This window comes from Desulforamulus reducens MI-1, from assembly GCF_000016165.1.
Lineage (GTDB): Bacteria > Bacillota > Desulfotomaculia > Desulfotomaculales > Desulfotomaculaceae > Desulfotomaculum > Desulfotomaculum reducens.
The window spans coordinates 3,536,537-3,558,362 of sequence record NC_009253.1 but is presented as its reverse complement, the minus strand read 5'-3'; the positions used below and the strand labels follow the sequence as shown (position 1 = coordinate 3,558,362).

The 21,826-nt window shown below is 41.6% G+C and carries 24 protein-coding genes, 1 pseudogene and 1 riboswitch; of the genes and pseudogenes, 24 read left to right on the top strand and 1 reads right to left on the bottom strand.

Annotated elements, in window-relative coordinates; translation table 11 throughout:
- Nucleotides 1-4 precede the first annotated feature (4 nt).
- The 18 genes and pseudogenes from cutC to DRED_RS19640 all read left to right on the top strand — a co-directional run bounded on the left by cutC (nt 5) and on the right by DRED_RS19640 (nt 15,715).
- On the top strand, nt 5-2,548 hold the full coding sequence (gene cutC, locus DRED_RS17415; protein ID WP_011879563.1) for a choline trimethylamine-lyase: 2,544 nt from the start codon (nt 5-7) through the stop codon (nt 2,546-2,548).
- A 110-nt stretch (nt 2,549-2,658) separates the two neighbouring features.
- Nucleotides 2,659-3,615: a choline TMA-lyase-activating enzyme gene (gene cutD, locus DRED_RS17410; protein WP_011879562.1), complete on the top strand. Its 957-nt coding sequence runs from the start codon at nt 2,659-2,661 to the stop codon at nt 3,613-3,615.
- A gap of 27 nt (nt 3,616-3,642) precedes the next feature.
- Complete coding sequence (eutS, locus tag DRED_RS17405; protein ID WP_011879561.1) at nt 3,643-3,996, top strand: ethanolamine utilization microcompartment protein EutS; 354 nt, start codon at nt 3,643-3,645, stop codon at nt 3,994-3,996.
- Nucleotides 3,993-4,448 carry a EutP/PduV family microcompartment system protein gene (locus DRED_RS17400; RefSeq protein ID WP_011879560.1) on the top strand — a complete coding sequence of 152 codons (456 nt, stop codon included), beginning with the start codon at nt 3,993-3,995 and terminating at the stop codon, nt 4,446-4,448. The genes eutS and DRED_RS17400 overlap by 4 nt, the downstream gene beginning before the upstream one ends.
- Before the next feature lie 98 nt (nt 4,449-4,546).
- The gene (locus tag DRED_RS17395; protein ID WP_011879559.1) at nt 4,547-5,218 is read left to right on the top strand and encodes a hypothetical protein; all 672 of its coding nucleotides are present in this window, start codon (nt 4,547-4,549) and stop codon (nt 5,216-5,218) included.
- A complete protein-coding gene (gene eutJ, locus DRED_RS17390) occupies nt 5,206-6,048 on the top strand; it encodes an ethanolamine utilization protein EutJ (RefSeq protein ID WP_011879558.1) in 843 nt (280 codons plus the stop codon). The genes DRED_RS17395 and eutJ overlap by 13 nt, the downstream gene beginning before the upstream one ends.
- A 16-nt stretch (nt 6,049-6,064) precedes the next feature.
- Nucleotides 6,065-6,376, top strand: coding sequence for a BMC domain-containing protein (locus DRED_RS17385; protein ID WP_011879557.1), 312 nt, complete (start codon nt 6,065-6,067; stop codon nt 6,374-6,376).
- On the top strand, nt 6,373-6,633 hold the full coding sequence (locus DRED_RS17380) for a EutN/CcmL family microcompartment protein (RefSeq protein ID WP_011879556.1): 261 nt from the start codon (nt 6,373-6,375) through the stop codon (nt 6,631-6,633). Before DRED_RS17385 ends, DRED_RS17380 begins: the two co-directional genes overlap by 4 nt.
- Before the next feature lie 21 nt (nt 6,634-6,654).
- Nucleotides 6,655-7,992, top strand: coding sequence for a 4Fe-4S dicluster domain-containing protein (locus DRED_RS17375; RefSeq protein WP_011879555.1), 1,338 nt, complete (start codon nt 6,655-6,657; stop codon nt 7,990-7,992).
- Nucleotides 7,985-8,533 (top strand): BMC domain-containing protein, encoded by a 549-nt coding sequence (locus DRED_RS17370; RefSeq protein ID WP_011879554.1) that lies wholly within the window; start codon nt 7,985-7,987, stop codon nt 8,531-8,533. The genes DRED_RS17375 and DRED_RS17370 overlap by 8 nt, the downstream gene beginning before the upstream one ends.
- 42 nt (nt 8,534-8,575) lie before the next feature.
- On the top strand, nt 8,576-9,247 hold the full coding sequence (locus DRED_RS17365) for a cupin domain-containing protein (protein ID WP_011879553.1): 672 nt from the start codon (nt 8,576-8,578) through the stop codon (nt 9,245-9,247).
- Between the two features lie 11 nt (nt 9,248-9,258).
- A complete protein-coding gene (locus tag DRED_RS17360) occupies nt 9,259-9,927 on the top strand; it encodes a BMC domain-containing protein (protein ID WP_011879552.1) in 669 nt (222 codons plus the stop codon).
- A 49-nt stretch (nt 9,928-9,976) separates the two neighbouring features.
- Nucleotides 9,977-11,455, top strand: coding sequence for an acetaldehyde dehydrogenase (acetylating) (locus DRED_RS17355; RefSeq protein ID WP_011879551.1), 1,479 nt, complete (start codon nt 9,977-9,979; stop codon nt 11,453-11,455).
- Between the two features lies 1 nt (nt 11,456).
- On the top strand, nt 11,457-12,098 hold the full coding sequence (locus DRED_RS17350) for a phosphate propanoyltransferase (protein ID WP_011879550.1): 642 nt from the start codon (nt 11,457-11,459) through the stop codon (nt 12,096-12,098).
- Between the two features lie 20 nt (nt 12,099-12,118).
- The gene (gene eutM / locus DRED_RS17345) at nt 12,119-12,406 is read left to right on the top strand and encodes an ethanolamine utilization microcompartment protein EutM (protein ID WP_011879549.1); all 288 of its coding nucleotides are present in this window, start codon (nt 12,119-12,121) and stop codon (nt 12,404-12,406) included.
- Between the two features lie 477 nt (nt 12,407-12,883).
- Nucleotides 12,884-14,077: a histidine kinase gene (locus tag DRED_RS17335; protein ID WP_011879548.1), complete on the top strand. Its 1,194-nt coding sequence runs from the start codon at nt 12,884-12,886 to the stop codon at nt 14,075-14,077.
- A 2-nt stretch (nt 14,078-14,079) separates the two neighbouring features.
- Nucleotides 14,080-14,853, top strand: a complete 774-nt coding sequence (locus tag DRED_RS17330) for a response regulator transcription factor (RefSeq protein ID WP_011879547.1) — start codon at nt 14,080-14,082, stop codon at nt 14,851-14,853.
- A gap of 209 nt (nt 14,854-15,062) precedes the next feature.
- A pseudogene (locus tag DRED_RS19640) lies at nt 15,063-15,715 on the top strand (methyl-accepting chemotaxis protein).
- 84 nt (nt 15,716-15,799) lie between these two features.
- Here the strand turns inward: DRED_RS19640 and DRED_RS17320 are convergent.
- On the bottom strand, nt 15,800-16,234 hold the full coding sequence (locus tag DRED_RS17320; RefSeq protein ID WP_011879544.1) for a DUF2062 domain-containing protein: 435 nt from the start codon (nt 16,232-16,234) through the stop codon (nt 15,800-15,802).
- 580 nt (nt 16,235-16,814) lie between these two features.
- On the opposite strand from DRED_RS17320, the gene DRED_RS17315 reads away from it, so the two are divergent.
- The 6 genes from DRED_RS17315 to DRED_RS17290 all read left to right on the top strand — a co-directional run bounded on the left by DRED_RS17315 (nt 16,815) and on the right by DRED_RS17290 (nt 21,733).
- Nucleotides 16,815-17,315: an FIST N-terminal domain-containing protein gene (locus DRED_RS17315; protein WP_011879543.1), complete on the top strand. Its 501-nt coding sequence runs from the start codon at nt 16,815-16,817 to the stop codon at nt 17,313-17,315.
- Nucleotides 17,316-17,473: 158 nt separating this feature from the next.
- On the top strand, nt 17,474-17,650 hold the full coding sequence (locus DRED_RS17310) for a hypothetical protein (RefSeq protein WP_198006913.1): 177 nt from the start codon (nt 17,474-17,476) through the stop codon (nt 17,648-17,650).
- Between the two features lie 35 nt (nt 17,651-17,685).
- Nucleotides 17,686-17,860: riboswitch (cobalamin riboswitch) on the top strand.
- 102 nt (nt 17,861-17,962) lie between these two features.
- On the top strand, nt 17,963-19,000 hold the full coding sequence (locus DRED_RS17305) for a zinc-dependent dehydrogenase (protein WP_011879541.1): 1,038 nt from the start codon (nt 17,963-17,965) through the stop codon (nt 18,998-19,000).
- A 19-nt stretch (nt 19,001-19,019) separates the two neighbouring features.
- Nucleotides 19,020-20,144, top strand: coding sequence for an anthranilate phosphoribosyltransferase (gene trpD, locus DRED_RS17300; protein WP_011879540.1), 1,125 nt, complete (start codon nt 19,020-19,022; stop codon nt 20,142-20,144).
- Nucleotides 20,145-20,216: 72 nt separating this feature from the next.
- Nucleotides 20,217-20,411 (top strand): hypothetical protein, encoded by a 195-nt coding sequence (locus DRED_RS17295; protein ID WP_198006912.1) that lies wholly within the window; start codon nt 20,217-20,219, stop codon nt 20,409-20,411.
- A 113-nt stretch (nt 20,412-20,524) separates the two neighbouring features.
- Nucleotides 20,525-21,733, top strand: a complete 1,209-nt coding sequence (locus tag DRED_RS17290; protein WP_011879539.1) for an NADP-dependent isocitrate dehydrogenase — start codon at nt 20,525-20,527, stop codon at nt 21,731-21,733.
- Nucleotides 21,734-21,826 lie beyond the last annotated feature (93 nt).

Below are 21,826 nucleotides of genomic sequence, written 5' to 3'. Positions count from 1 at the left end.
AAAGTTGGACATCAAAGAATTTTCCAATAAATTTGCGGATGCAACAAAGAATTTGTCCCCGGAAGAAACAGCTGCCATCATGAAGCTGTTCCAGGGCATTTCCAAGGAACTGTCCGCAAACAGTCCTGCAACGTCCAGTGAGAAAAAATCTCCTGTGTATGAAGGAGAAATAACAGGACTAACGCCGCGTTTGGAACGGCTACGGGCAAATTATTTAAAGGTTAAACCCAGTGTCAGTATCTATCGGGCCATAGCTTTCACCCAAGTGACGAAAGAAAACCCAGGTTTACCAAAGATTCTTCTGCGGGCCAAGTGCTTTAGAAAAGCCTGCGAGACAGCTCCCCTGGTTATTCAAAAGGATGAACTGATTGTTGGACATCCCTGCGGGAAACCGAGAGCCGGCGCTGTATCCCCGGATATTGCCTGGAGATGGATTCGGGATGAATTGGATACCATGTCTACCAGACCTCAGGATCCCTTTGAAATCAGTGAAGAGGACAAGCGGATTTTACGGGAGGAGATTTTCCCCTACTGGGAAGGTAAGAGTTTGGATGAAGTTTGTCAGAATCAATATGAAGAAGCAGGCCTATGGTCATTTACAGGCGAAGCTTTTGTCAGTGATCTTTCTTACCATCAGGTAAATGGCGGCGGCGACACCTGCCCAGGTTATGATATTATCCTGATTAAAAAAGGCATTAACGGTGTAAGACAGGAAGCCGTCGAAAGATTAAGCAAATTATCCATGGAAAACCCTGAGGATATTGATAAGATTTACTTCTATAAAGCAGAAATTGAGACTTGTGATGGCATTTTGGCTTATGCCAAACGGCTTTCTGATTATGCAAGGGAACTGGCTGCCAGAGAGCATGATGCAAATCGACAGAAAGAACTTTACAAGATTTCCGATATTTTGACTCATGTACCGGCTAATCCGCCCCGTACCTTCCATGAAGCACTACAGTCTATCTGGACACTGGAATCCTTGTTTGTGGTGGAAGAAAACCAGACCGGTATCTCCCTGGGACGCTTGGATCAATATATTTATCCCATGTTCAAGGCCGACATGGATGCTGGCCGTATGAACAAACTGGAAGCCTTTGAACTGTTGAGTTGTTTTATTATTAAATGCTCTGAAGTTATGTGGCTGTCCAGTGAACTGGGAGCAAAATATTTTGCCGGCTATCAACCCTTTGTCAACTGCACTGTAGGAGGACAGAAGAGAACCGGTGGCGATGCAACCAATGATCTCACTTATTTGATCATGGATGCCGTTCGTTTTACCAAGATGTATCAACCTTCTCTGGCTTGCCGGATTCATAACAAATCACCACAAAAATATTTAAAGAAAATCGTAGATGTTGTTAAAGCTGGCCTTGGATTCCCTGCCTGCCACTTTGATGATTCTCATATCAAAATGATGTTGGCCAAGGGCTTTGGCATTGAAGATGCACGGGATTATTGCCTCATGGGTTGCGTGGAACCACAAAAATCCGGCAGAATTTATCAGTGGACATCCACTGGTTATACCCAATGGCCCATTGCCATAGAATTTGTTCTTAGGCGTGGCATCATGAAATGGCATGGTACTTTGCAAGGCATTGACACTGGAGATCTTGACAATTTCAAGACTTATGAAGAATTTGATGCTGCCTGCAAAAAACAAATTGAACATATTATCCGCATGTCTGCCATCGGTACCATTATCAGCCAGCGGGTTCACAGAGAACTTGCCCCCAAACCACTCATGTCACTGCTGGTAGAGGGTTGTATGGAAAAAGGCACCGATGTTACACACGGCGGAGCTCTTGTCAATAGTGGCCCCGGGCTTATCTTCTCAGGTCTCGGAACCTATGCTGATTCTATGGCGGCCATTAAAAAGTTGGTTTTTGATGACAAGAAGTATACTTTAAAGCAAATCCGAGACGCCTTGGATGCAAATTTTGAAGGCTACGAAACCATTCGGACAGATTGCCTGAATGCACCTAAATACGGAAATGATGATGACTATGTTGATGAAATTGCAGCAGATCTTATCACTTGGACTGAACGGGTTCATAACACATTTAAAATGTTGTATTCGCACTTTTCCCATGGAACCCTTTCCATTTCCAACAACACCCCTATCGGGGAAATTACTGGTGCGTCAGCAAACGGAAGGCTTGCCTGGGCCCCCCTGTCAGACGGTATCAGCCCGACACAGGGTGCAGATAAATTGGGACCCACAGCCATCATTAAATCAGTTAGTAAGTTGAGCAACGAGTCCATGAATATTGGTATGGTGCACAACTTTAAACTGTTACGTGGTATTTTGGAAACGCCTGAAGGAGAAAATGGCCTAATTACCTTGCTTAGAACAGCATCCATTCTCGGCAATGGGCAGATGCAATTTAGCTATGTTGATAATGAAGTTTTGAAGAAAGCCCAACTGGAACCGGACAAGTATCGAGACTTGATTATTCGTGTTGCTGGGTATAGCGCATACTTTGTAGAGCTGTGCAAGGAAGTACAGGATGAAATTATTAGTAGAACTGTGTTAGAGCATTTTTAAGTAAGGTAAAACGACCCGTCATTGCGAGCGTATGCGAAGCAATCCAGTAGGACGATTTTCTGGATTGCCACGTCGCTACGCTCCTCACAATGACGAACAAGGGGGACAATATGACTACTGATACTGGCAGTATCTTAGAAAGAAAAGCGAGAATCTTCAATGTCCAGAAATATTCCATCTATGATGGACCGGGCGTTAGAACATTAATATTTTTCAAAGGGTGTCCCCTGAGATGCAAATGGTGTTCTAATCCCGAGGGACTTGAAAGAAAATATCAAGTCATGTACAAAGAAGATTTGTGCATTAACTGTGGTAACTGTACTCATGTTTGTCCCGTCCAACTACATTATTTCCTGGATGAAGAAAGCCCCAGGCATAAAGTTAACAGAAGCATTGACTGTGTGGGCTGCCGAAAGTGTGAAACAGCTTGTCCTAAACAGGCACTGTCCATTGTCGGCTCGGATAAAACCATTTCCGAAGTCTTGGAAATCATCCAACAAGATGTGCTCTTCTACCACAGTTCAGGTGGAGGAGTCACTCTTGGGGGAGGCGAAGTCACGGCACAGCCGGAATTTGCCACCAACCTGCTGACGGAATGTAAAAGAATGGGGATCCACACAGCCATTGAAACTTCTGGATATGCAAAACTGGACTCCCTGCTTATGATAGCCCAGTTTACTGATTTGTTTCTGTATGATATTAAGCATATAGATTCTGATCGACATTATGAACTTACGGGAGTGCGCAATGAACGCATTCTGGATAACCTAACGGAACTTATACGACGTGGGTCTAATGTCAAGGTCAGGATGCCCCTTATCAGGGGATTAAATGATGGCGAAGACACTATTCGCAGAACCCTGGAATTTCTACAAGACTTCAAGTACTACAAAAACTTTCTAGGCATTGACTTGCTTCCTTATCATAAATTGGGTATTAACAAATACAAGCAATTGGACATGAAATACGCCATTACTGAAGATTTGAGTTTCAAAGAAGAAGAGTTGGATAAAATTGAAGAGTTTATAAAAGGTTATGACTTACAAGTGGAAGTCATCAGGCATTAAAAGAGATATAACGGACGGGGGGATTTTATGAGTGCAGCAGATGAATTTGACAGAAAACGTATCATCCAGGAATATGTGCCGGGCAAGCAAGTTACTCTGGCGCACATCATAGCTTCGCCCGTACAAGACATATATGAACGTCTGGGAATTGAAGAAACAGGAGCCATTGGAATTTCAACCCTAACTCCCTGTGAGACGGCAATTATAGCAGCTGATATTGCAACCAAGACATCAGACGTAGAGATAGGCTTTCTTGATCGTTTTACAGGATCCCTAGTGATATCAGGAGATGTGGCAAGTGTCGAAGCAGCTATGATTGCCATTAATGACACCTTGGAAAAACTGTTAGGCTTCACGCCTGCCAAGATTACACGCACATGAAAAAGCGAATCATGGTGGTTGGACCAACCCAATCTGGCAAATCCAGCCTGACCAATGTTTTAAATGATTCCGCCAGACCATTAAAAAAAACCCAGGATGTTATTTATGGAAAAAATACCATTGACACACCGGGCTCATATATTGAAAACGCTTCTATGTACAGATATCTGATTGCGACAGCACAAACCGCGTCCCATGTGCTCATGCTTGTTGATCAATCCAGACTCACTGAAGTATATCCGCCGGGTTTTGCGAAATCCTTTAATTGTCCCGTCATTGGAGTGATTAACAAGATTGATTTGGCTCCGCATAATGCCAAACTTTGTATTCAACAGTTAAAAAGAATAGGGGTTTTAGAACCTTACTTTTGGATTTCTTTAAAAGACAATACGGGTGTAGAAGCTTTAAAAGACTATTTAATTGGACAACAAGAATCATCTAAAAAAAATTGAGGTTCTTAATATATATATATTCTCTGTATTTTTCGCTTCAGCAATGAGTCGATGGGAAATTTGGTAAGAGGGGATTTCAGGAAGGGTGGGGTGAGGTAGTGAAATTCATCACCGAAATAGAATTGCGGGCTTTATATAAAACAGAACCCTTTGATTCTTATGTGCTGGAGCCAAATACAAAGATTACACCAGGAGCCCGCCAATTTCTTGTAGACAAACGAGTCAAACTGGTACAGGCTCAGTGTAGTGAGGGCAAGAAATCAAATACCAACGAATCCAATCAGGCACAGGCACGGGAAAACTGGTGCGCCTTAAGATTGCGTGGAAGAATGGACCGCATAGAAGCTTATTTTCTCCTAATTGCCGCAGATATTTTACGCTCTGGAGACGCTGTCCTGTCAGAAGAAGTCATGGCACTGGGCAAATGCTTCCGAAACGTGCGAAACGCTGAACGGGAACAGAAAGCCCCGGACAAAATTCAATTCTGGGGATGGTCAGAAGAAGAAATCATAAAACGATCCGAGAATCTGGAAAAATACGTTGAGATCAGTGAGTTTCACGTGGGATTGGAAAATGGAAAAGAGATTGCTTTGTTAAATCACTTGCGCGCTTCTCTCCGGGATGTCGAACTGGCCATTTTGGAAACCTATTGGAACGAGGAGAAGCAAGTCTGTTCACGGCAAGACCTGATTGATGCGGTCAATCTGATCATTAACATACTCTGCATGATGATGCGGAAGTGTCTGGGAGGAAAAAAATGCAAAGGGTAAATTCAGCTTTTCAATACTGCGATCAACTTGTACGTGATTTTGAGAAAGTTATTAAAAAACCTATATTGAATAAGTCCTCGGTTTATTACACCGGTGTTGACCTGGGAACAGCCTATATTGTACTGGCAGTCCTTGATGAGAATTATCAGCCTGTTGCCGGTGCCTACCGTTTTGCCAGTGTGGTTAAAGATGGTATGGTGGTGGACTATATTGGTGCTATTCGTATAGTCAAAGAATTAAAACAAGAACTGGAACAGAAACTTGGTACAGAACTGATTTATGCAGCAGCGGCGCTTCCTCCGGGCACCTTTAGCCTTGACTCAGGAGCTATTAAACATGTGGTACAGGGAGCAGGTTTCGAAATTACCAACCTGTTGGATGAACCGACGGCTGCCAATGCTGCACTTAAGATTAAAGATGGTGCCATTGTCGATATTGGTGGCGGCACTACGGGGATTTCCATCCTTAAAGAAGGCAAAGTGATCTATGTTGCCGATGAAGCTACAGGTGGCACTCACTTTTCTCTGGTTATTGCCGGTGCATATAAATTGAGTTTTGACCAAGCTGATCAATATAAGCGGGATTTCAAAAACCATAGGGAATTGATTCCTGTATTACGACCTGTCATTGAAAAGGTCTCATCTATTATCAGTCGCCACGTAACTAAACATCAAGTAAAAGAAATCTATCTGGTAGGTGGAACCTGTTGTCTGGAAGGAATCGAAGATATTATCGCCAAACAAACCAACCTTCCCACTTATAAACCGCAAAATCCCATGTTTGTAACACCTCTGGGTATTGCACTTAACTGCACACAGGAAATCCTTTGAGAGGTGACTTTTGCACATGGAGTATCGAATTATAAAATCCCCTTCCAAGGGGACGTTGGACATACTCTTTAGACGAAAAGGCTCCTCTTCAACAACCTCCATTGAGAACTATGATGCTATTGGTTTGGTTCAGGGGCGGTTGATTGATATGGTTTTTGCTGCTGATATCGCTGAAAAAGCAGCTGGGGTGGTAGTGGAAGACATTAAAGGTCATTGCCCGCAGAATCTGATTATGATTGCCATTTTCGGAGATACAGCATCGGTGGAAGCAGCTGTAAACGAGATAAAAGATAAGGTGAATGCGGCAAGAAAAGGTGAGGCCTTATGATAGCAGCAAAAGTAATTGATAATATATGGGCAACAAGAAAAGCCGATTCTCTCAGAGGACTGAAATTTATGTTGGTGGAAGTTCTCGGCGGTATTGACGCCGGTCGTTCCATGATAGCTGCTGATACCATTGGTGCCGGCATAGGGGAACGAGTGCTTGTCTGTACTGGTAGCTCGGCCCGCAAAATGCTGGATCGGGACGATGTACCCATTGATGCCGTCATTGTAGGAATCATTGACGAAGACTGCACGTTTTAAGAAATCCGGAGGTGGGAAAAGTTGGATCTGCTGAACATAATCAAGGACGCAGGGATTATCGGGGCTGGAGGAGCTGGATTTCCAACCCACGCCAAACTAACTTCTAAAGCCGAGTATATATTGCTTAATGGAGCTGAATGCGAACCTCTGCTCAGGGTGGACCAGCAATTGATGGCACAGTTTCCTGATGAAATCATCAGAGGGCTAGAAGCAACGGGAAGATATATTGAAGCTCGCAAAGCCATCATTGGTATTAAGGGCAAACACAAAGAAGTCGTTGTCCTCTTGCGAGAAAGAATTGCTGCTCTGGGACTTGCAAATTACATGGAAGTAATGGAACTCCGGGATATGTATCCGGCTGGTGACGAACAGGTTCTTGTTCATGAACTAACTAAAAGGGTTGTTCCGGAAGCATCCATACCCCTGAAAGTGGGTTGCGTGGTCATCAATTCTGAAACAGCACTGAATATATACCATGCCATGGCCGGCAAACCTGTTACGGAAACCTACCTCACCGTTGCCGGGGATATTCCTCACCGCATGACCGTTAAAGTGCCTGTGGGCGTAGCCATCCGGGATGTATTCAGACAATGCGGCGTGGAAAATCTGGATGATTATGCCGTGATAGATGGCGGCCCCATGATGGGCTCTGTCATGAACAATGTGGATGGGTATGTCACCAAAAAAAACAAAGGTTATGTGCTGCTTAAAAAAGATCATTTTCTCATTCGTAAAAAATCCATGGGCATCGAGCAAGCAAGAGTAATAGGCAAAACCGCCTGTGAGCAATGTCGCATGTGTACTGATTTGTGCCCCCGCTATCTCCTGGGACACAATATACAACCACATAAGCTCATGCGGGCTATAAACTACAATCTGGAGGACTTAAATGAACTAAAGATTGCCCAATTATGTTGTGAATGTAATGCCTGCGAATTATTCTCCTGTCCAGCTAATCTTCATCCGAAATCTGTCAATATTTTTTATAAGAAAAAGCTGGCAGAACAAGGTATTAGATATCAGCCCACACAGGTGGAATTCCATCCGCGGGCGGCCAGGGAATATCGCCTGATTCCAAGCAAACGTCTAGTCGCTAAAATTGGCTTAAAGACTTTCGATAAACCGGCACCCATGACTGAAGTCGAATTTCAACCTGAAACCATTCGTATCGCTTTACGACAGCACATTGGAGCACCGGCAATACCAGTTGTAGCCGTAGGCGACCAGGTGAAAGCCGGGCAACTGATTGGGAAAATTCCAGACAACAGTCTCGGAGCTGCGGTTCACGCCAGTCTCAATGGTACTGTTGTAGAGTGCACGGATAATTTTATTGAGATAAAGGTGGGTTCGTATGTATAGAGCAATAGGTATGATTGAGCTTTCTAGTGTTGCAAGAGGAATTTATGCGGCAGACCTGATGCTTAAAACGGCCTACGTAGAAGTAGTCAGTGCAACGTCTGTCTGTCCTGGGAAATACATTGCCATCGTACAAGGAGATGTTGCCGCCGTAGAAAGCTCCATTAGCGTAGGCATCGAAGCAGCGGGAGAATACCTGATCGATAGTTTTATCCTCCCCAATGTCCATGAGGCCGTTTTCCCGGCCATTACAGCTACGACCATGCCGGATGGAACTGGAGCTTTGGGGATTATGGAATCCTTTTCCCTGGCATCCATGATCATTGCAGCCGATGCGGCACTCAAAGCTGCAGACATACAGGCTCTGGAACTACGTTTGGGTAGGGGACTGGGCGGCAAAGCCTACTTTACCTTTACCGGAGATGTTGCCGCTGTGCAAGCAGCTGTTGAAGCCGGAAAAGCCCTCGTTCTCGAAAATGGTCTGTTAGTAGATATAGAAGTAATTCCATCTCCGGCGGACAAGTTGTGGACAACCCTCTACTAAAATTACGATCATATACAATATTCTGCCAAAGGAGGTGCTACCTTGAAAAAACTTGTTTGTGCAGACGAGGTAAAAGCAGCAGCAGAAAAGGGGCATAAAATATTCTGCGTAGACTGCCATACCATCATTACACCGGCAGCTAAGGATTTAGCCAAGGAACTGGGTGTGGATTTTGCAACAGGATCATCTGCTGCAGGAAATCATACTGGTAAAGACGGTGGCCTGCCCAAGAAAGATAGCCGGGAAAACGAGATTGACCCAGATATGATCTATCAAGTTGTAAAAGCTGTATTGGCCAATAAACTCCTAGCAAGTGTCCCTGCCCCAACTCCCTTCCGTACAGATTATGAACCGAAAAGTGGACTGAAAATTGTGCGCGGCAGGACAGTAAACTACGAGACCTTTGACACGGGGGATCTCAGTACAAACGTAGCTTATCGTGAAGTGGTCAGTAAAGATGATTCCCAAATGAGTGCAGGTTTTTTAACAATTGAAAAATCCAGCTTTGAGTGGGAATTGTGCTATGAAGAGATTGATATTATTCTCGAGGGAAGCCTGTCCATCACCATCAATGGTGAGACTTATCACGCTCACCAGGGTGATGTCCTCTTTGTACCCAAAGGTTCCAAAGTAACCTGGAGTTCGTCTGAGTATGTTAAACTCTTTTACGTAACTTACCCGGCAAACTGGCCTGATCTTATGACACAACAATAGGAGGGTAAGCTATGCAGGCTCTTGGCCTAATTGAGACACGAGGACTCCTTCCTGCTATTGAATGTGCAGATGTTATGCTTAAAACGGCACAAGTGGAACTTGTGGAGAGAACCTTTGTAGGTGGCGGACTCGTAACAATTACCGTAACCGGTGATGTGGGAGCTGTTAAAGCCGCCGTGGAAGCAGCTGTAACAGCAGTTGAAAAGCTTGATTACTTGTCATTGGTTTCTCAACATGTAATTCCTAGACCGCATAATGAGATTGAAAAAATGGTTGTCGTAAGGGCAAATCCCGCTCCGGAGCAACCAAAAACTGTACCACAACAGGAGAAAGCAAGGGCTCTTCCGGACTCTGATCCAGCTACCAACATAAAAGCTCCCTTGACAAGCCAGGACACAGTAATAGAATCGACAGAACCGGCCAAGACCACAAAAGAAAGCACTAAGTCGGCACAAATAACACTGAAGCAACTCCATAAAGGGGAGATAGATGCTTTCGTACAGGAATTTGGCCTTGAAAAAATAGTCGACATCCTGAAATCCCTTTCCGTGGTAAAACTTCGGAATCTAGCAAGGGAATATAAAGAACTTGGCATAGCAGGTAGGGCCATATCCAAAGCAAACAAAGAATTACTTATCCAGAAACTAAAGGGATATTACGAGCGGGGGAGTGAAAAGTAACTTGTCTGCCTGTAAAAATAAGTAAGACAGCGTAGGGAGGAATAGTAAATTGGAAAACTTTGATTATGATTTACAATCCTTGCAAGAGACCAGAAATCTTGCACGTCAGGCCAAATTGGCACAAACTGAACTTGCGAAATTCGATTGCGAGCAGATTGATAAAATCATCCGTAATATGGTCAAAGTAGCAGAGGAGAATGCCGTTTCTCTGGCAAAACTGGCGGTGGAAGAAACCGGATTTGGCAAAGTAGAAGATAAAACCTTCAAAAACCATTTTGCTTCCACAGAACTATATGAATACATCAAACCCATGCAAACCATCGGAGTTATCAATGACGATAAGGTCAACAAAGTCGTGGAAATTGCTGAACCAGTAGGATTGCTGATGGGCATTATTCCCTCAACCAATCCCACATCCACAACCATATACAAATCTATCATTGCTATTAAATCCCGTAACGGGATTGTATTTTCACCGCATCCTTCAGCTCTGAAATGCACGCTGCAAGCAGCCAGACTGATGAATGATGCCGCAGTAGCTGCCGGGGCCCCGGCCAATATTATTGGTTGTATCTCAAAACCCTCAATGGCTGCAACCAATGAACTCATGAAATGCGATGAAGTAGACATGATTATTGCCACCGGCGGGACAGCCATGGTAAAGGCTGCCTATAGCGCAGGAAAACCAGCACTGGGTGTAGGCCCGGGCAACGTTCCGGCCTATATAGAAAGAACTGCCAATGTACAAAAAGCAGTAAAAAATATTATTACCAGTAAAACCTTTGACAACGGAACCATATGTGCATCCGAGCAAGCAGTTATTGTTGAAGAATGTATGCGTGATCAAGTTATAGAAGAGTTCAGACGACAGGGTGGCTATTTCATGACCCCTGCGGAAACAGACAAAGTTGCTAAAAATCTGTTTGTCCGTGGACATGCCATGAATGCCAAATTTGTAGGCAGATCCGCAGCAGTTATAGCAGAAAGTGCTGGCATAACCATTCCCCCGGGAACCAAGGTTTTGTTGGGTGAACAAAAGGGCGTGGGTAAAGACTATCCCCTGTCTTTCGAAAAGTTAACTACTGTGCTAGCCTTTTATACCGTAAAAGATTGGGAAGAAGCATGTGATGTATGCATCAAATTATTGAAAAATGGTGGTGTGGGTCACAGCCTTTCCATTCATACGGAAAACCCTGAAATGGCTATGAAATTTGCTTCAAAGCCTGTATTCAGAATCTTAGTTAACACACCTTCCACCCAGGGCGGTGTGGGAGCAAGCACCGGACTAGCCCCGGCCTTTACACTGGGTTGCGGTACCTGGGGCGGCAGTGCAACCTCCGATAATGTAACTCCCATGCATTTGATCAATAAAAAACGTGTAGCCTATGGAATCAAAGAATTTGCCGAAAACACAACTCCCTCAGCCTGCGTGGCACAGAGTTGCAGCTCCAGTGACATCAGTGAAGATCAGATTATGAATGTTGTGAATGAAGTCATTGCGTTACTGAAAAAAAGAGGTGAAAACTAAAGTGGGAAAATATGACGCTTTAGCAGCGCTTCTGCTGGAAGCAATCAAAGAAGGGGGTGACTTTAAAAAGGACGCCAACTCCATACCTGTGGGAATATCTAACCGTCATATCCATCTTTCCCAAGCAGATTTGGAAACCCTGTTTGGTGCGGGCTACCAGTTAACAAAAATCAAGGATTTGTCCCAACCCATGCAATATGCATGTAAGGAAACCCTGACCATAGCCGGTCCCAAAGGTGCTATAGAAAAAGTTCGCATCCTTGGGCCAGTGCGAAGCGAATCTCAGGTAGAAATACTCCAAGCAGATTGTTTCAAACTTGGCTTAACTGCGCCGGTGAGGTTGTCTGGAGACCTGCAAGGAACTCCGGGAATCACTCTTATTGGCCCCAAAGGAAGTATTCTTCTTTCCAAAGGCCTTTTGATTGCACAGCGACATATTCATATGAACCTTGAAGATGCAAAAAACTTAGGTGTAAAGGATGGAGAGTCGGTAACCATCCGAGTAGATGGACTTCGGGGAGGAACTTACTCGAATGTTGTCATCAGAGCCAACAACACCTCGGCTCTTGAGTTTCATATCGACACAGAAGAAGCGAATGCTATGAATCTCACATCAACATCAAAAATAACGATTGTAAAATAAAATTTTAGGAGGAAACAAAAATGAGTAGATCTGATGCATTAGGATTAATTGAAACCAAAGGTCTGGTAGGATCAATTGAAGCGGCAGATGCCATGGTTAAAGCTGCTAATGTTCAACTGATTGGTTATGAAAAAGTCGGTGGTGCTCTGGTAACCGTTATGGTAAGAGGAGATGTTGGTGCTGTAAAAGCAGCCACCGATGCCGGTGCTGCTGCTGCTCAGCGAGTTGGCGAACTAATTTCCGTTCATGTCATTCCCCGTCCACACAGCGACGTAGAAATGATACTCCCCGCCAAGAAAGAAGCATAAGAATCAACTAAACAGGCCATACGACAAAGGGGCTGCCTCAATAAAAATGAGGCAGCCCCTTTATATTAATGTGATTGTTAGTAGGAAAATAGTCGTTAGCCTTTAGCTGTTAGCCATTAGCTTATAAGCCGTGTGCCATGAGTCTTGGGCCTTGGGCTTTTTGTATATGTTTTGCTTAGGGGTAGTTAGCTTATGGTACACGGCTCATGGCCCGTTATGCTGGACTAAAGGCTTATCCTATTTACATTTTTATAAGGGTATTGTATTATTAAAATATAAAATTCTGTTTTATTCGACTTTTATCGGCGAAAATAGGTTACATCTGAATCGTGACCTCTCTTTCTTTAGTCCTCAGCAACTTAAAGAATTTGGCCACATGCCCCGGATGCCTTCTTTTTTGATGGATTCACAGCATTTGTGTAAATACTTTATGAAATTAATACAATCAGTCAGAGAAAAGGAATTTTTGGAGAAAACATGAACAAAACTAACAAAACATTAAAAAATTTAGTTAATTCCAATCTATACTCTCGATATAGCGGATTCTTATCCCTATCCAATATTTCCTTACAACTGATCGATACCAATGGCGATATTCTGCTTGAGTTTAACCCGTCTCCCGATTTTTGTAAACTTGTTTGCCAAGAAGATGATAAGCGTATATGCTCGGACTATATTTCTAGATTAAAATCAGGTAAAGGAGACCGATTCACCTGTCGGTACGGACTTACAAACATTCTTTTGCCAGTGGATGTTAACAAGCAAACTATTGGGTATGTCGTCGGAGCGCAGGTTTATTCACCGGATAGTGAATATCAGAAATATCTGATTGACATAATGGCAATAGCAAAGGATAAAAAACTGGAACCGGAATTTATTGCTAAATCAATTGCAGCGATAAAAACAATAGAAGCAAACAAAGTTGATATTCATGAACAACTTTGTAACCATATTGCCAAAAATATCTCCTATGACTTTTCTGAAAGCATCAATAATACCGATAAGGCCATAGCAAGATTGTCAATAGAAAAAGAAATGCTGGAAAAAAAGATTCTTGACTTAGAAGCTAAAAATATGTCTTTGGTAGTTAACCCCCATTTCCTGTTTAATACCTTGAACTCCATAGCACGCATTGCCTATTTTGAAAAATCCCATACAACGGAAGAACTCATTTACTGTCTTTCCGATTTATTGCGATATAACTTAAAGCAAGACGACGAGTTGCACACTATCGGAAACGAGATGGATAATATAGAGAAATACCTTTATATTCAGAAAGTTAGATTTAAAAATCGTCTGGAATATGACATAAATATTGCAGATGATATTAAGCACCATAGAATACCCAATATGATTATACAACCTATTGTTGAGAATGCTCTTATCCATGGCATTTCCCCTAAAAGGGACGGAGGCAGGATAAAAATTTATGCAGAAAAATATAAAAATGACATAAATATTTTTGTTATGGATAATGGAAATGGTTTTCCCAAAGAAGTCTTACAAAGTTTGCAACAACCGGAAAATAAGCTAGGAATAGGTTTTCGCAGTACGGACAAACGATTGAAACGATATTTTGGAGATTGTTACGGGTTGAAAATCATAAAATCAGACTATAGTGGAAGTACTGTCACCATCTCGATTCCCACCAAACCCAATGCGAGGCGATAGTGATGAGTGTAGTTTTAATAGTGGAAGATGAAATACTCGAATTGGAATTTCTTAAATCGATTGTGGCCGAAGAACTCCTCGCTAAAGATAAAATAATCACTTGTCAAAGTGGTATTCAGGCTGTCAAACTAGCCAAACAGTATCGGCCAGACATCATAGTGATGGATATACTTATTCCTGAAAAGGACGGCTTACAGGCTCTGCAGGAGATAAGGAAATTCCTCCCCCAGGCATGTGTTTTGATTCTATCGGCCTATTCAGACTTTTCCTATGCGCAAACAGCAATTCGCCTCCGAGTCCAGGAATACTTGCTGAAACCCATCAAACCGTCCATTTTCAAACAGGTATTTCATGATTTGTTAAATACTGTAACTACATGCAAGATACATGACAACGAAGAAATTGACGAAGAAATTATGGAACCAAAAACCGACCAGATATATTTTATTGAAAAAGCAATAAAATATATTCACGATAACTTTAAGCAAAAATTACCCCTGCAATTGGTCTCATCCTATGTATTTTTGAATCCCCAATATTTCAGCCGCATCTTTAAAAAAGAAGTAGGGGTCTCATATATAGATTATGTAAATAAATTAAAGATTGAGCATGCCTGTAAATTATTGGAAACAACCAACTATCCCGCCTATCGCATTTCCAGTGAATGTGGTTTTACCGATCCCTCCTATTTTAATCGTGTATTCGTACAGCAAATGAATATGACCCCCAAAGCCTACAGAAGAAAACATCTGTGTGACAGCGCAGATAATGGCTGAGTCCCTCATTTCGTTTGAGAAAGTGAATATGGGAAAGGAAATCACCTTTTATATACAGTTACAACAATTGTCGGGATTTATAATAGCGATGAAAAGCATACTTACATAACTTAAAAAAGTTGAAAAATGTTGTACTTATTATATAATGATATAAATTAAATAAGTTTGGCAATGATGCCTACCCCGATTTGGGGTAGGCTATTATTTTTATGTGGGGTGAATGTATTTTGAGAGAAAATAATCTAGCTATTGATGCATCTATCTTAATTGGTGAACTTAAAAGTGCCAGTAATGAAATGGACCAGATTATCCATTCTATTCGAGAAATTGCTGCTCGTACAAATTTATTATCATTAAACTCTGCTATCGAAGCAGCAAGGGCAGGAGAGGCTTGGCAGAGGATTTAGTGTAGTGGCTTATGATACCATTGACAAGATTGATAGAAACCTATTTGAACGAAATTGTGATGCCCAAGCTTGGGCAAGTTTCGATAAAGTAAAGAGTTGCTTTTATTCAACAGAATCGGACCGTATTACAGCTGCGAATGAACTATTGAAAAAGCTAATTGACATTTATGACATTATTGATTCAGCCAGGATTGGTCAGAACGGAGACATATTTATTATTAATAAACATGGATATATCATAGCTTGCCGGAAGTCGCAAGGGTATTCTAAGCGATAACTTAAATCACCTTGAAGCGGTGCAGCGTGCGATAAGAGGAGAAACTTATGGTTATATATTTCAAAAGGATCGTATAGGAAATGATAAGATATGTGGTTATGCTCACACGCGTGGGTACAATGCTTATAAAGGAAAAGACTGGTCTGCAATTATTTGTGAAACTATAAGAAGGGTGTAAGTAGACAAAACTTAGGTAAATTATAGTTTTGAACACCTTTTCCAAGCCTTTTGCCCGAAAAAGGTGTTTAAAACTATAAATAAATTATTCTTTTGTTTGGTTTTTTCGATACTTTTTTAATAGGTTGTATATTATAAAATACGATATTACGGCCATGATTATACAGTCAAATAAACTCGCTGTAAGGTATTTATAACCATATCCTTCAAATATACCGAATATTTTCATCATTCTCTTGGGTAATTTGAAGTGGGAGAACAGTAATTTTGCCACAAAAAAATTAAAAGAAACAAATAAAGGGAAAAATGGTTTTATTGCAATTGAGACTACCCCAGTTATGATTACATTTGCTCGGAAGATTTTTGAGATAGCTAAAGCTACTGGAATGTTAATAAGTGGTATGGGCAAAAACTCTATACCAATTGGTATGGCTACACCTAAAGCTATTTCCTTAGGTGAACCTTTGGTAGAGAGAATCTTCTTATATGCTTCTTTAATTTGATTTATTATTTTGCTCATATAAAATAAAACCCTACCTTATTTTTAAGATTAGTAACTAGAAGAAAGCATAGTTTTTGACGTTTTTTATAAACATAAATTTTAGCCAATTAGACATATTGTAACATACTTTGTCGATTTACTTATTACTTTTTACGCCTGTTTTTCGGAAATAGTGTAGGTGACGTGACAAGCAGAGAAGCGAAAAAGAGGGGCCTCATTTGGCATAATTGATATAGTATTAAATTACTGAATATTATGTATATATAGAGAGGAAAGCGGGGGCAGAGGAGACACCTATATTTATTGTATTTAATTCAATATAATGTTATTATCCAAAGAAAAAGAATATATGTATGCGAAGAAAGTAGAAAAACAATAGCTTCATTAAATTGATTAATATAGTAGTTTTAGGATACAAAACCATAAGTCTAAGGCCATAAGGTTATAATTTCTGGTTACCGAATTAAACTGGATAGGGTTTTGCCTTATGGTATTTTTCATAGGTAGAGCCCCTTTTGTTCTGGACAGGGTTTACTATTTTAAGAGACTCAGCCAGAATATTTAACGTTGTTCTTTTGCATATAGGGGGGTACAAAACGTGGAGTCAATCAATACATACTATGAGGATTATGTTCACTTATCAGAATTTGTAGAAAGTAACCACGGCTTATTGTTTGATTCGGAAAGATCAGATATTTTAGTACAGATATTTAGTGGCCTATATAAACAGGATGTAATTGCGAGATTGTCAGCAGAGATTGCCACGCTAGTCCCTCATGCAAAGATTATTGGTACTACTACTTCTGGCGAGATCATGAATGGACAGGTAACTGGGCTTAAGATTGTTCTATCTTTTACAGTTTTTCGAAATACCACTGTCAAAACGGGTATTTTTTATAAAGAAGACCAGGATGAATTTAATTTAGGCCGAGAGGTTGCCTCTACGCTAGGCAGCGACAAGTCCAAGCTATTAATTTTATTTGCTACGGGAGTTTCGTTTGATTCCGACCAGATGTTAAAAGGGATTCCAGGCGGTAACCTGTTGAAAGTGTTTTTATCTATTCCTGTGAATGTAGAAGGGGTTTTCTGCAGGATTTAAGTAGGATAGAAACCGAACCCTTTCAAGAAATAGCACCTACAGCAGTTTTTTTTACCCATGGAGAGTTTTTTCATGTCAAGGATACAAACCAATTGCTAAACGCCACCATGACGGTGTTGGTTTTAGCAGAATCAGGCTGCAAGAATATAAAGAAACCAGTGACGTCGGTAGGACAGAAGCATCTGGATGAGAGTGGTTCAGCACCCATAGATTACGTAGTTGCTAGAAATACCGGCGTAATGAAAGCGTTAACTCACTTAGTTAATACGGTAACTGAGCAATTAAATAAAGATAGTAATGACATAGAATATATCATGTCTTTTGGAAGATATTGACATGGTAAAAAAGGATAAATATAATAAATATTAATTAAATAGTGTTGGTTTCAGGTGCCTGTAATGGGAGAATAGGGAATCGAGTGGAAATCTCGAACGGGCCCGCCACTGTGAATGGGGAATCCATGCATTGATCCACTCTGAAGAAGGGGAAGGGAGCATAGGGTAATGATCCTGAGTCAGGAGACCTGCCTGAAATTATCAATGTTGCCTTAAAATTAAGGCAAGCTAAGTAAGGATGTGGAAAGTCCATACCAATTATTGGTGTGGACTTTATTTTTTTTTGGCAATAAATTGAAAGGAGTGCAAGAGGTGAAAGCATTTTTATTGGAGCAGGCAAATAATTTGGTGCTTAAAACAATAGAAATACCCCGCTGCAAAGCAGGGGAAGTACTGGTAAAGGTTGCTGCCTGTGGTATTTGCAGAACAGATATGAAATCATACCGTCTAGGCCATCGAGATTTGCATTTACCAAGAATTTTGGGGCATGAAATAGCCGGAACAGTTGTAGAAATTGGAGCAGGGGTCACAGAAGTACATTGTGGGGAAAGAGTTCAGGTTTCTCCTGGTTTGCCCTGCGGTGTATGCCCAAATTGTCTTACAGGATTAAATCATCTTTGCCCAAATATTGAGATAATGGGCTTTCACTATGACGGCGGCTTTGCTGAATACGTGCTGATTCCTTCCAAAGGAGTCAAGGCAAAGGTGCTTAACAAACTACCGGATCACTTTCCTATAGAACTTGCTGCTTTGACAGAGCCTTTGGCATGCTGTATTAACATTCAGGAGTCTATGGACATTGGCTCAGGAGATACTATTATTATTTTTGGAGCCGGGCCAGTGGGGATTTTGAATGCAAAACTGGCCAAGCTGCGCGGTGCAAAAAATATTGCAATTTTTGATGTTAATAAAAAAAGACTCCACCAGGCTGCCGGCTTTGCATTTTGCCATTTGTTTAACCCCTTGGAGCAAGATCCTGTCAAAGTAGTCCGTGAGCTTACCGATGGAACTGGAGCAGAGGCCGTTATACCTTGCTGTCCAGATATTGCAGCCTTCCGGCAGGGATTGTCTATTCTTCGTAAAAGGGGAAAATTTGGCTTTTTCAGTGGTCTTGTAGGGGAGCATGCCGTTTCTGTCGGTGAATTGAATAATTTTCACTACAAGGAAATCCGACTTTTTGGAGCCTATGGGTGTTCTTCGGAACACAATAAAAAAGCATTGTTATTATTATCTTCCGGGATGCTGGAGGTGGATAATCTCATTACAAAAATTATTCCGTTAGAAGATATAAAAGAGGGACTTAGAATGGTGGAGAAACTGGCAGAACTTAAAATTGTTGTTAAATGTTAAATTAGATAAGGAGAAATGAATGATGAGTATTGAAAAGCAAAAAGAATTTGGTGGTCTCATCACCAGATTGCTTCAGAAGGAAAATATGGACCGTGCCACTGCGAAAGAAAAGTTTTCTGAAGTGTTAAACAATACGCAAACGGAAATGCAGCAAGGAGCATTTCTGGCGGCATTAACAGCAAAGGGGGAAACAGCTGCTGAAATAGCAGGAATTTGGGAGGCGATTTATGAGCTAGATACAGTGAAAGTAAATCCCTATATTTCATCCCCCTTGGTAGATAACTGTGGGACGGGTATGGATACAATAAAAACTTTTAATATTAGCACTGCTGCTTCTATTATTGCGGCGGCGGCGGGAGTTAAAATGGCCAAACACGGCGCTAGAGCCATTACCTCTGTGTGCGGGACGATAGATATTCTGGAAGAACTGGGTGTAGATGTTGAATGCGATACTACAGTTGTAAAACAAAGTATTGAACAAGCAGGAATAGGAATTTTTAATGGAATGAGTCCAAAGGTGCATCCTCAGGCCTTGGGTAGGATTTTATCAAAAATTTCTTTTGGGACAGTTTTAAATATTGCTGCTTCCCTTGCCAATCCTGCTCTTCCGCAATATGGGGTACGGGGTGTGTATTCAGCGGAACTGGTAGAACCTGTTGCCAAAGTTATGCGGGAAATTGGCTATAAAAAGGCTCTTGTTGTGCATGGGATGGATGAAACCGGGAAGTATGGTATGGACGAAGCCTCTACGCTTGGCGAAACGGTAATTGCGGAGCTAAAAGAAGATGGCAAAATTGTTAAGTACTCTTTTTCTCCCGAGGATATGGGAATTCAAAGAACCCAAAAACACAAGCTGCAGCCGTTGGGGGAGAGAAAGAAGGAAGCTGTAAGGCTGGTCACTCTTTTAAGCAAAAAAGATGATGAAGCAAGGCAGGATATTGTTTGTCTTAATGCTGCGTTAATTTTTTATATGATGGGATTAAGCAGCAGCATAAGAGAAGGATGCATTTATGCTAAAGAAATTATTGCTTCGGGGTCTGCGCTTAACAAACTGAAAGATTGGGTTAAAGAGCAAAACAGAGAAACCCAAAAGGGACTTGCAAAATTAAAGATGGTGTTAGCAACAGCAGGATTAGAGGGCTAATTATAGGGTATAGCGGAAGCCAAGTTTTCTTTAAAAGAAGCTGAAGGGGCTGATAATTAAGTGAGATTATTTGTGGTTAAATCAGATCAGGGTTACCTCAAGAATAGCAATTCCGAGGCTCCTGTTTGCGTTCCCCTTGAAAAAGCCAGTGTATTCAATACCCTTTCCCATGAAAATATTAATGTATTGGTTGATAGCGGAAAAAAAGCAGGATTGACAAACATACGTTTAGTAGAACTTTTGATAACCGAAAAAGAATTGGGATAGATTTTTTATTTCGGGTTATGTATTTTGCATGCATACGCCGGAGAGGTTCATTTCTGGTTTTAGATGTTGTATAATACCTTAATATTTCAAAAAGGTCAGAAGGGATGAAATCAATGGCGGACAAAATTCAAATGAAGGTTCCTTTGGTGGAGATGGATGGCGATGAGATGACCAGAGTGATATGGCAGCAGATTAAGGATATTCTCTTACTGCCTTACATAGATTTACAAACTGTGTATTATGACTTGGGTCTCAAAAAACGGGATGAGTCAGAGGATAAGATCACTGTGGAAGCTGCCGAGGCCACTAAAAAATATGGTGTTGCAGTGAAGTGTGCCACCATCACCCCCAATGCCCAACGGGTAGAGGAATACAACTTAAAACAAATGTGGAAAAGCCCGAACGGCACCATAAGAGCCATTTTAGATGGAACGGTTTTTCGGGCACCAATTATTGTAAAGAATGTTAAACCCTTTGTCAGAACATGGGAAAAACCCATTACCATTGCCAGACATGCCTACGGCGACGTCTATAAAGATGTGGAATTAAAAGTTAAGACCAAAGGAAAAGCGGAATTAGTTTTTACCGGGGAAGATGGTCAGGCAATGAAGGAAGTAATCCATAATTTTGCTGGCCCAGGTATCCTGTTGGGTATGCACAACTTGGACCGCTCCATTGAGAGTTTTGCCAGAGCATGCTTTAATTACGCCCTGGATCAAAAACAAGACCTATGGTTTTCTACTAAAGACACAATTTCTAAAAAATATGACCATACCTTTAAAGATATTTTCCAAGAGGTATATGACCGGGAATACAAAGAAAAGTTTACCGCTGCGGGGATTGAGTATTTTTACACCTTGATTGATGATGCTGTGGCCAGAGTAATCCGCAGCTCAGGTGGTTTTATCTGGGCCTGTAAAAACTACGATGGGGATGTAATGTCAGATATGGTAGCCACTGCTTTTGGTAGTTTAGCCATGATGACATCGGTTTTAGTTTCACCCGAAGGACATTATGAATATGAAGCGGCCCATGGAACAGTAACAAGACATTATTATCAACATCTCAAGGGAGAGGAAACCTCAACCAACCCGGTGGCAACTTTATTTGCCTGGACAGGTGCTTTAAGAAAAAGGGGTGAGCTGGACCAGCTTGATGCCTTGGTGGAATTCACCAATAAACTGGAAAAAGCGTCCATAGAGACAATTGAGCAAGGAATCATGACCAAGGACCTGGCCCTTCTTGTCGAAGGAGACAAAAGGGTAGTCAATACCAGGCAGTTTCTTGAGGAAATTAATATACGCTTAATGAAAAGCTTATAGTTTCCAGTTAAAAGCCCCTTCCGAGAATATCTTTGAAGGGGCTTTAGCTTGCCACTTACAGTTAAAAAATTAATCTTAACATCCGTACCTGAT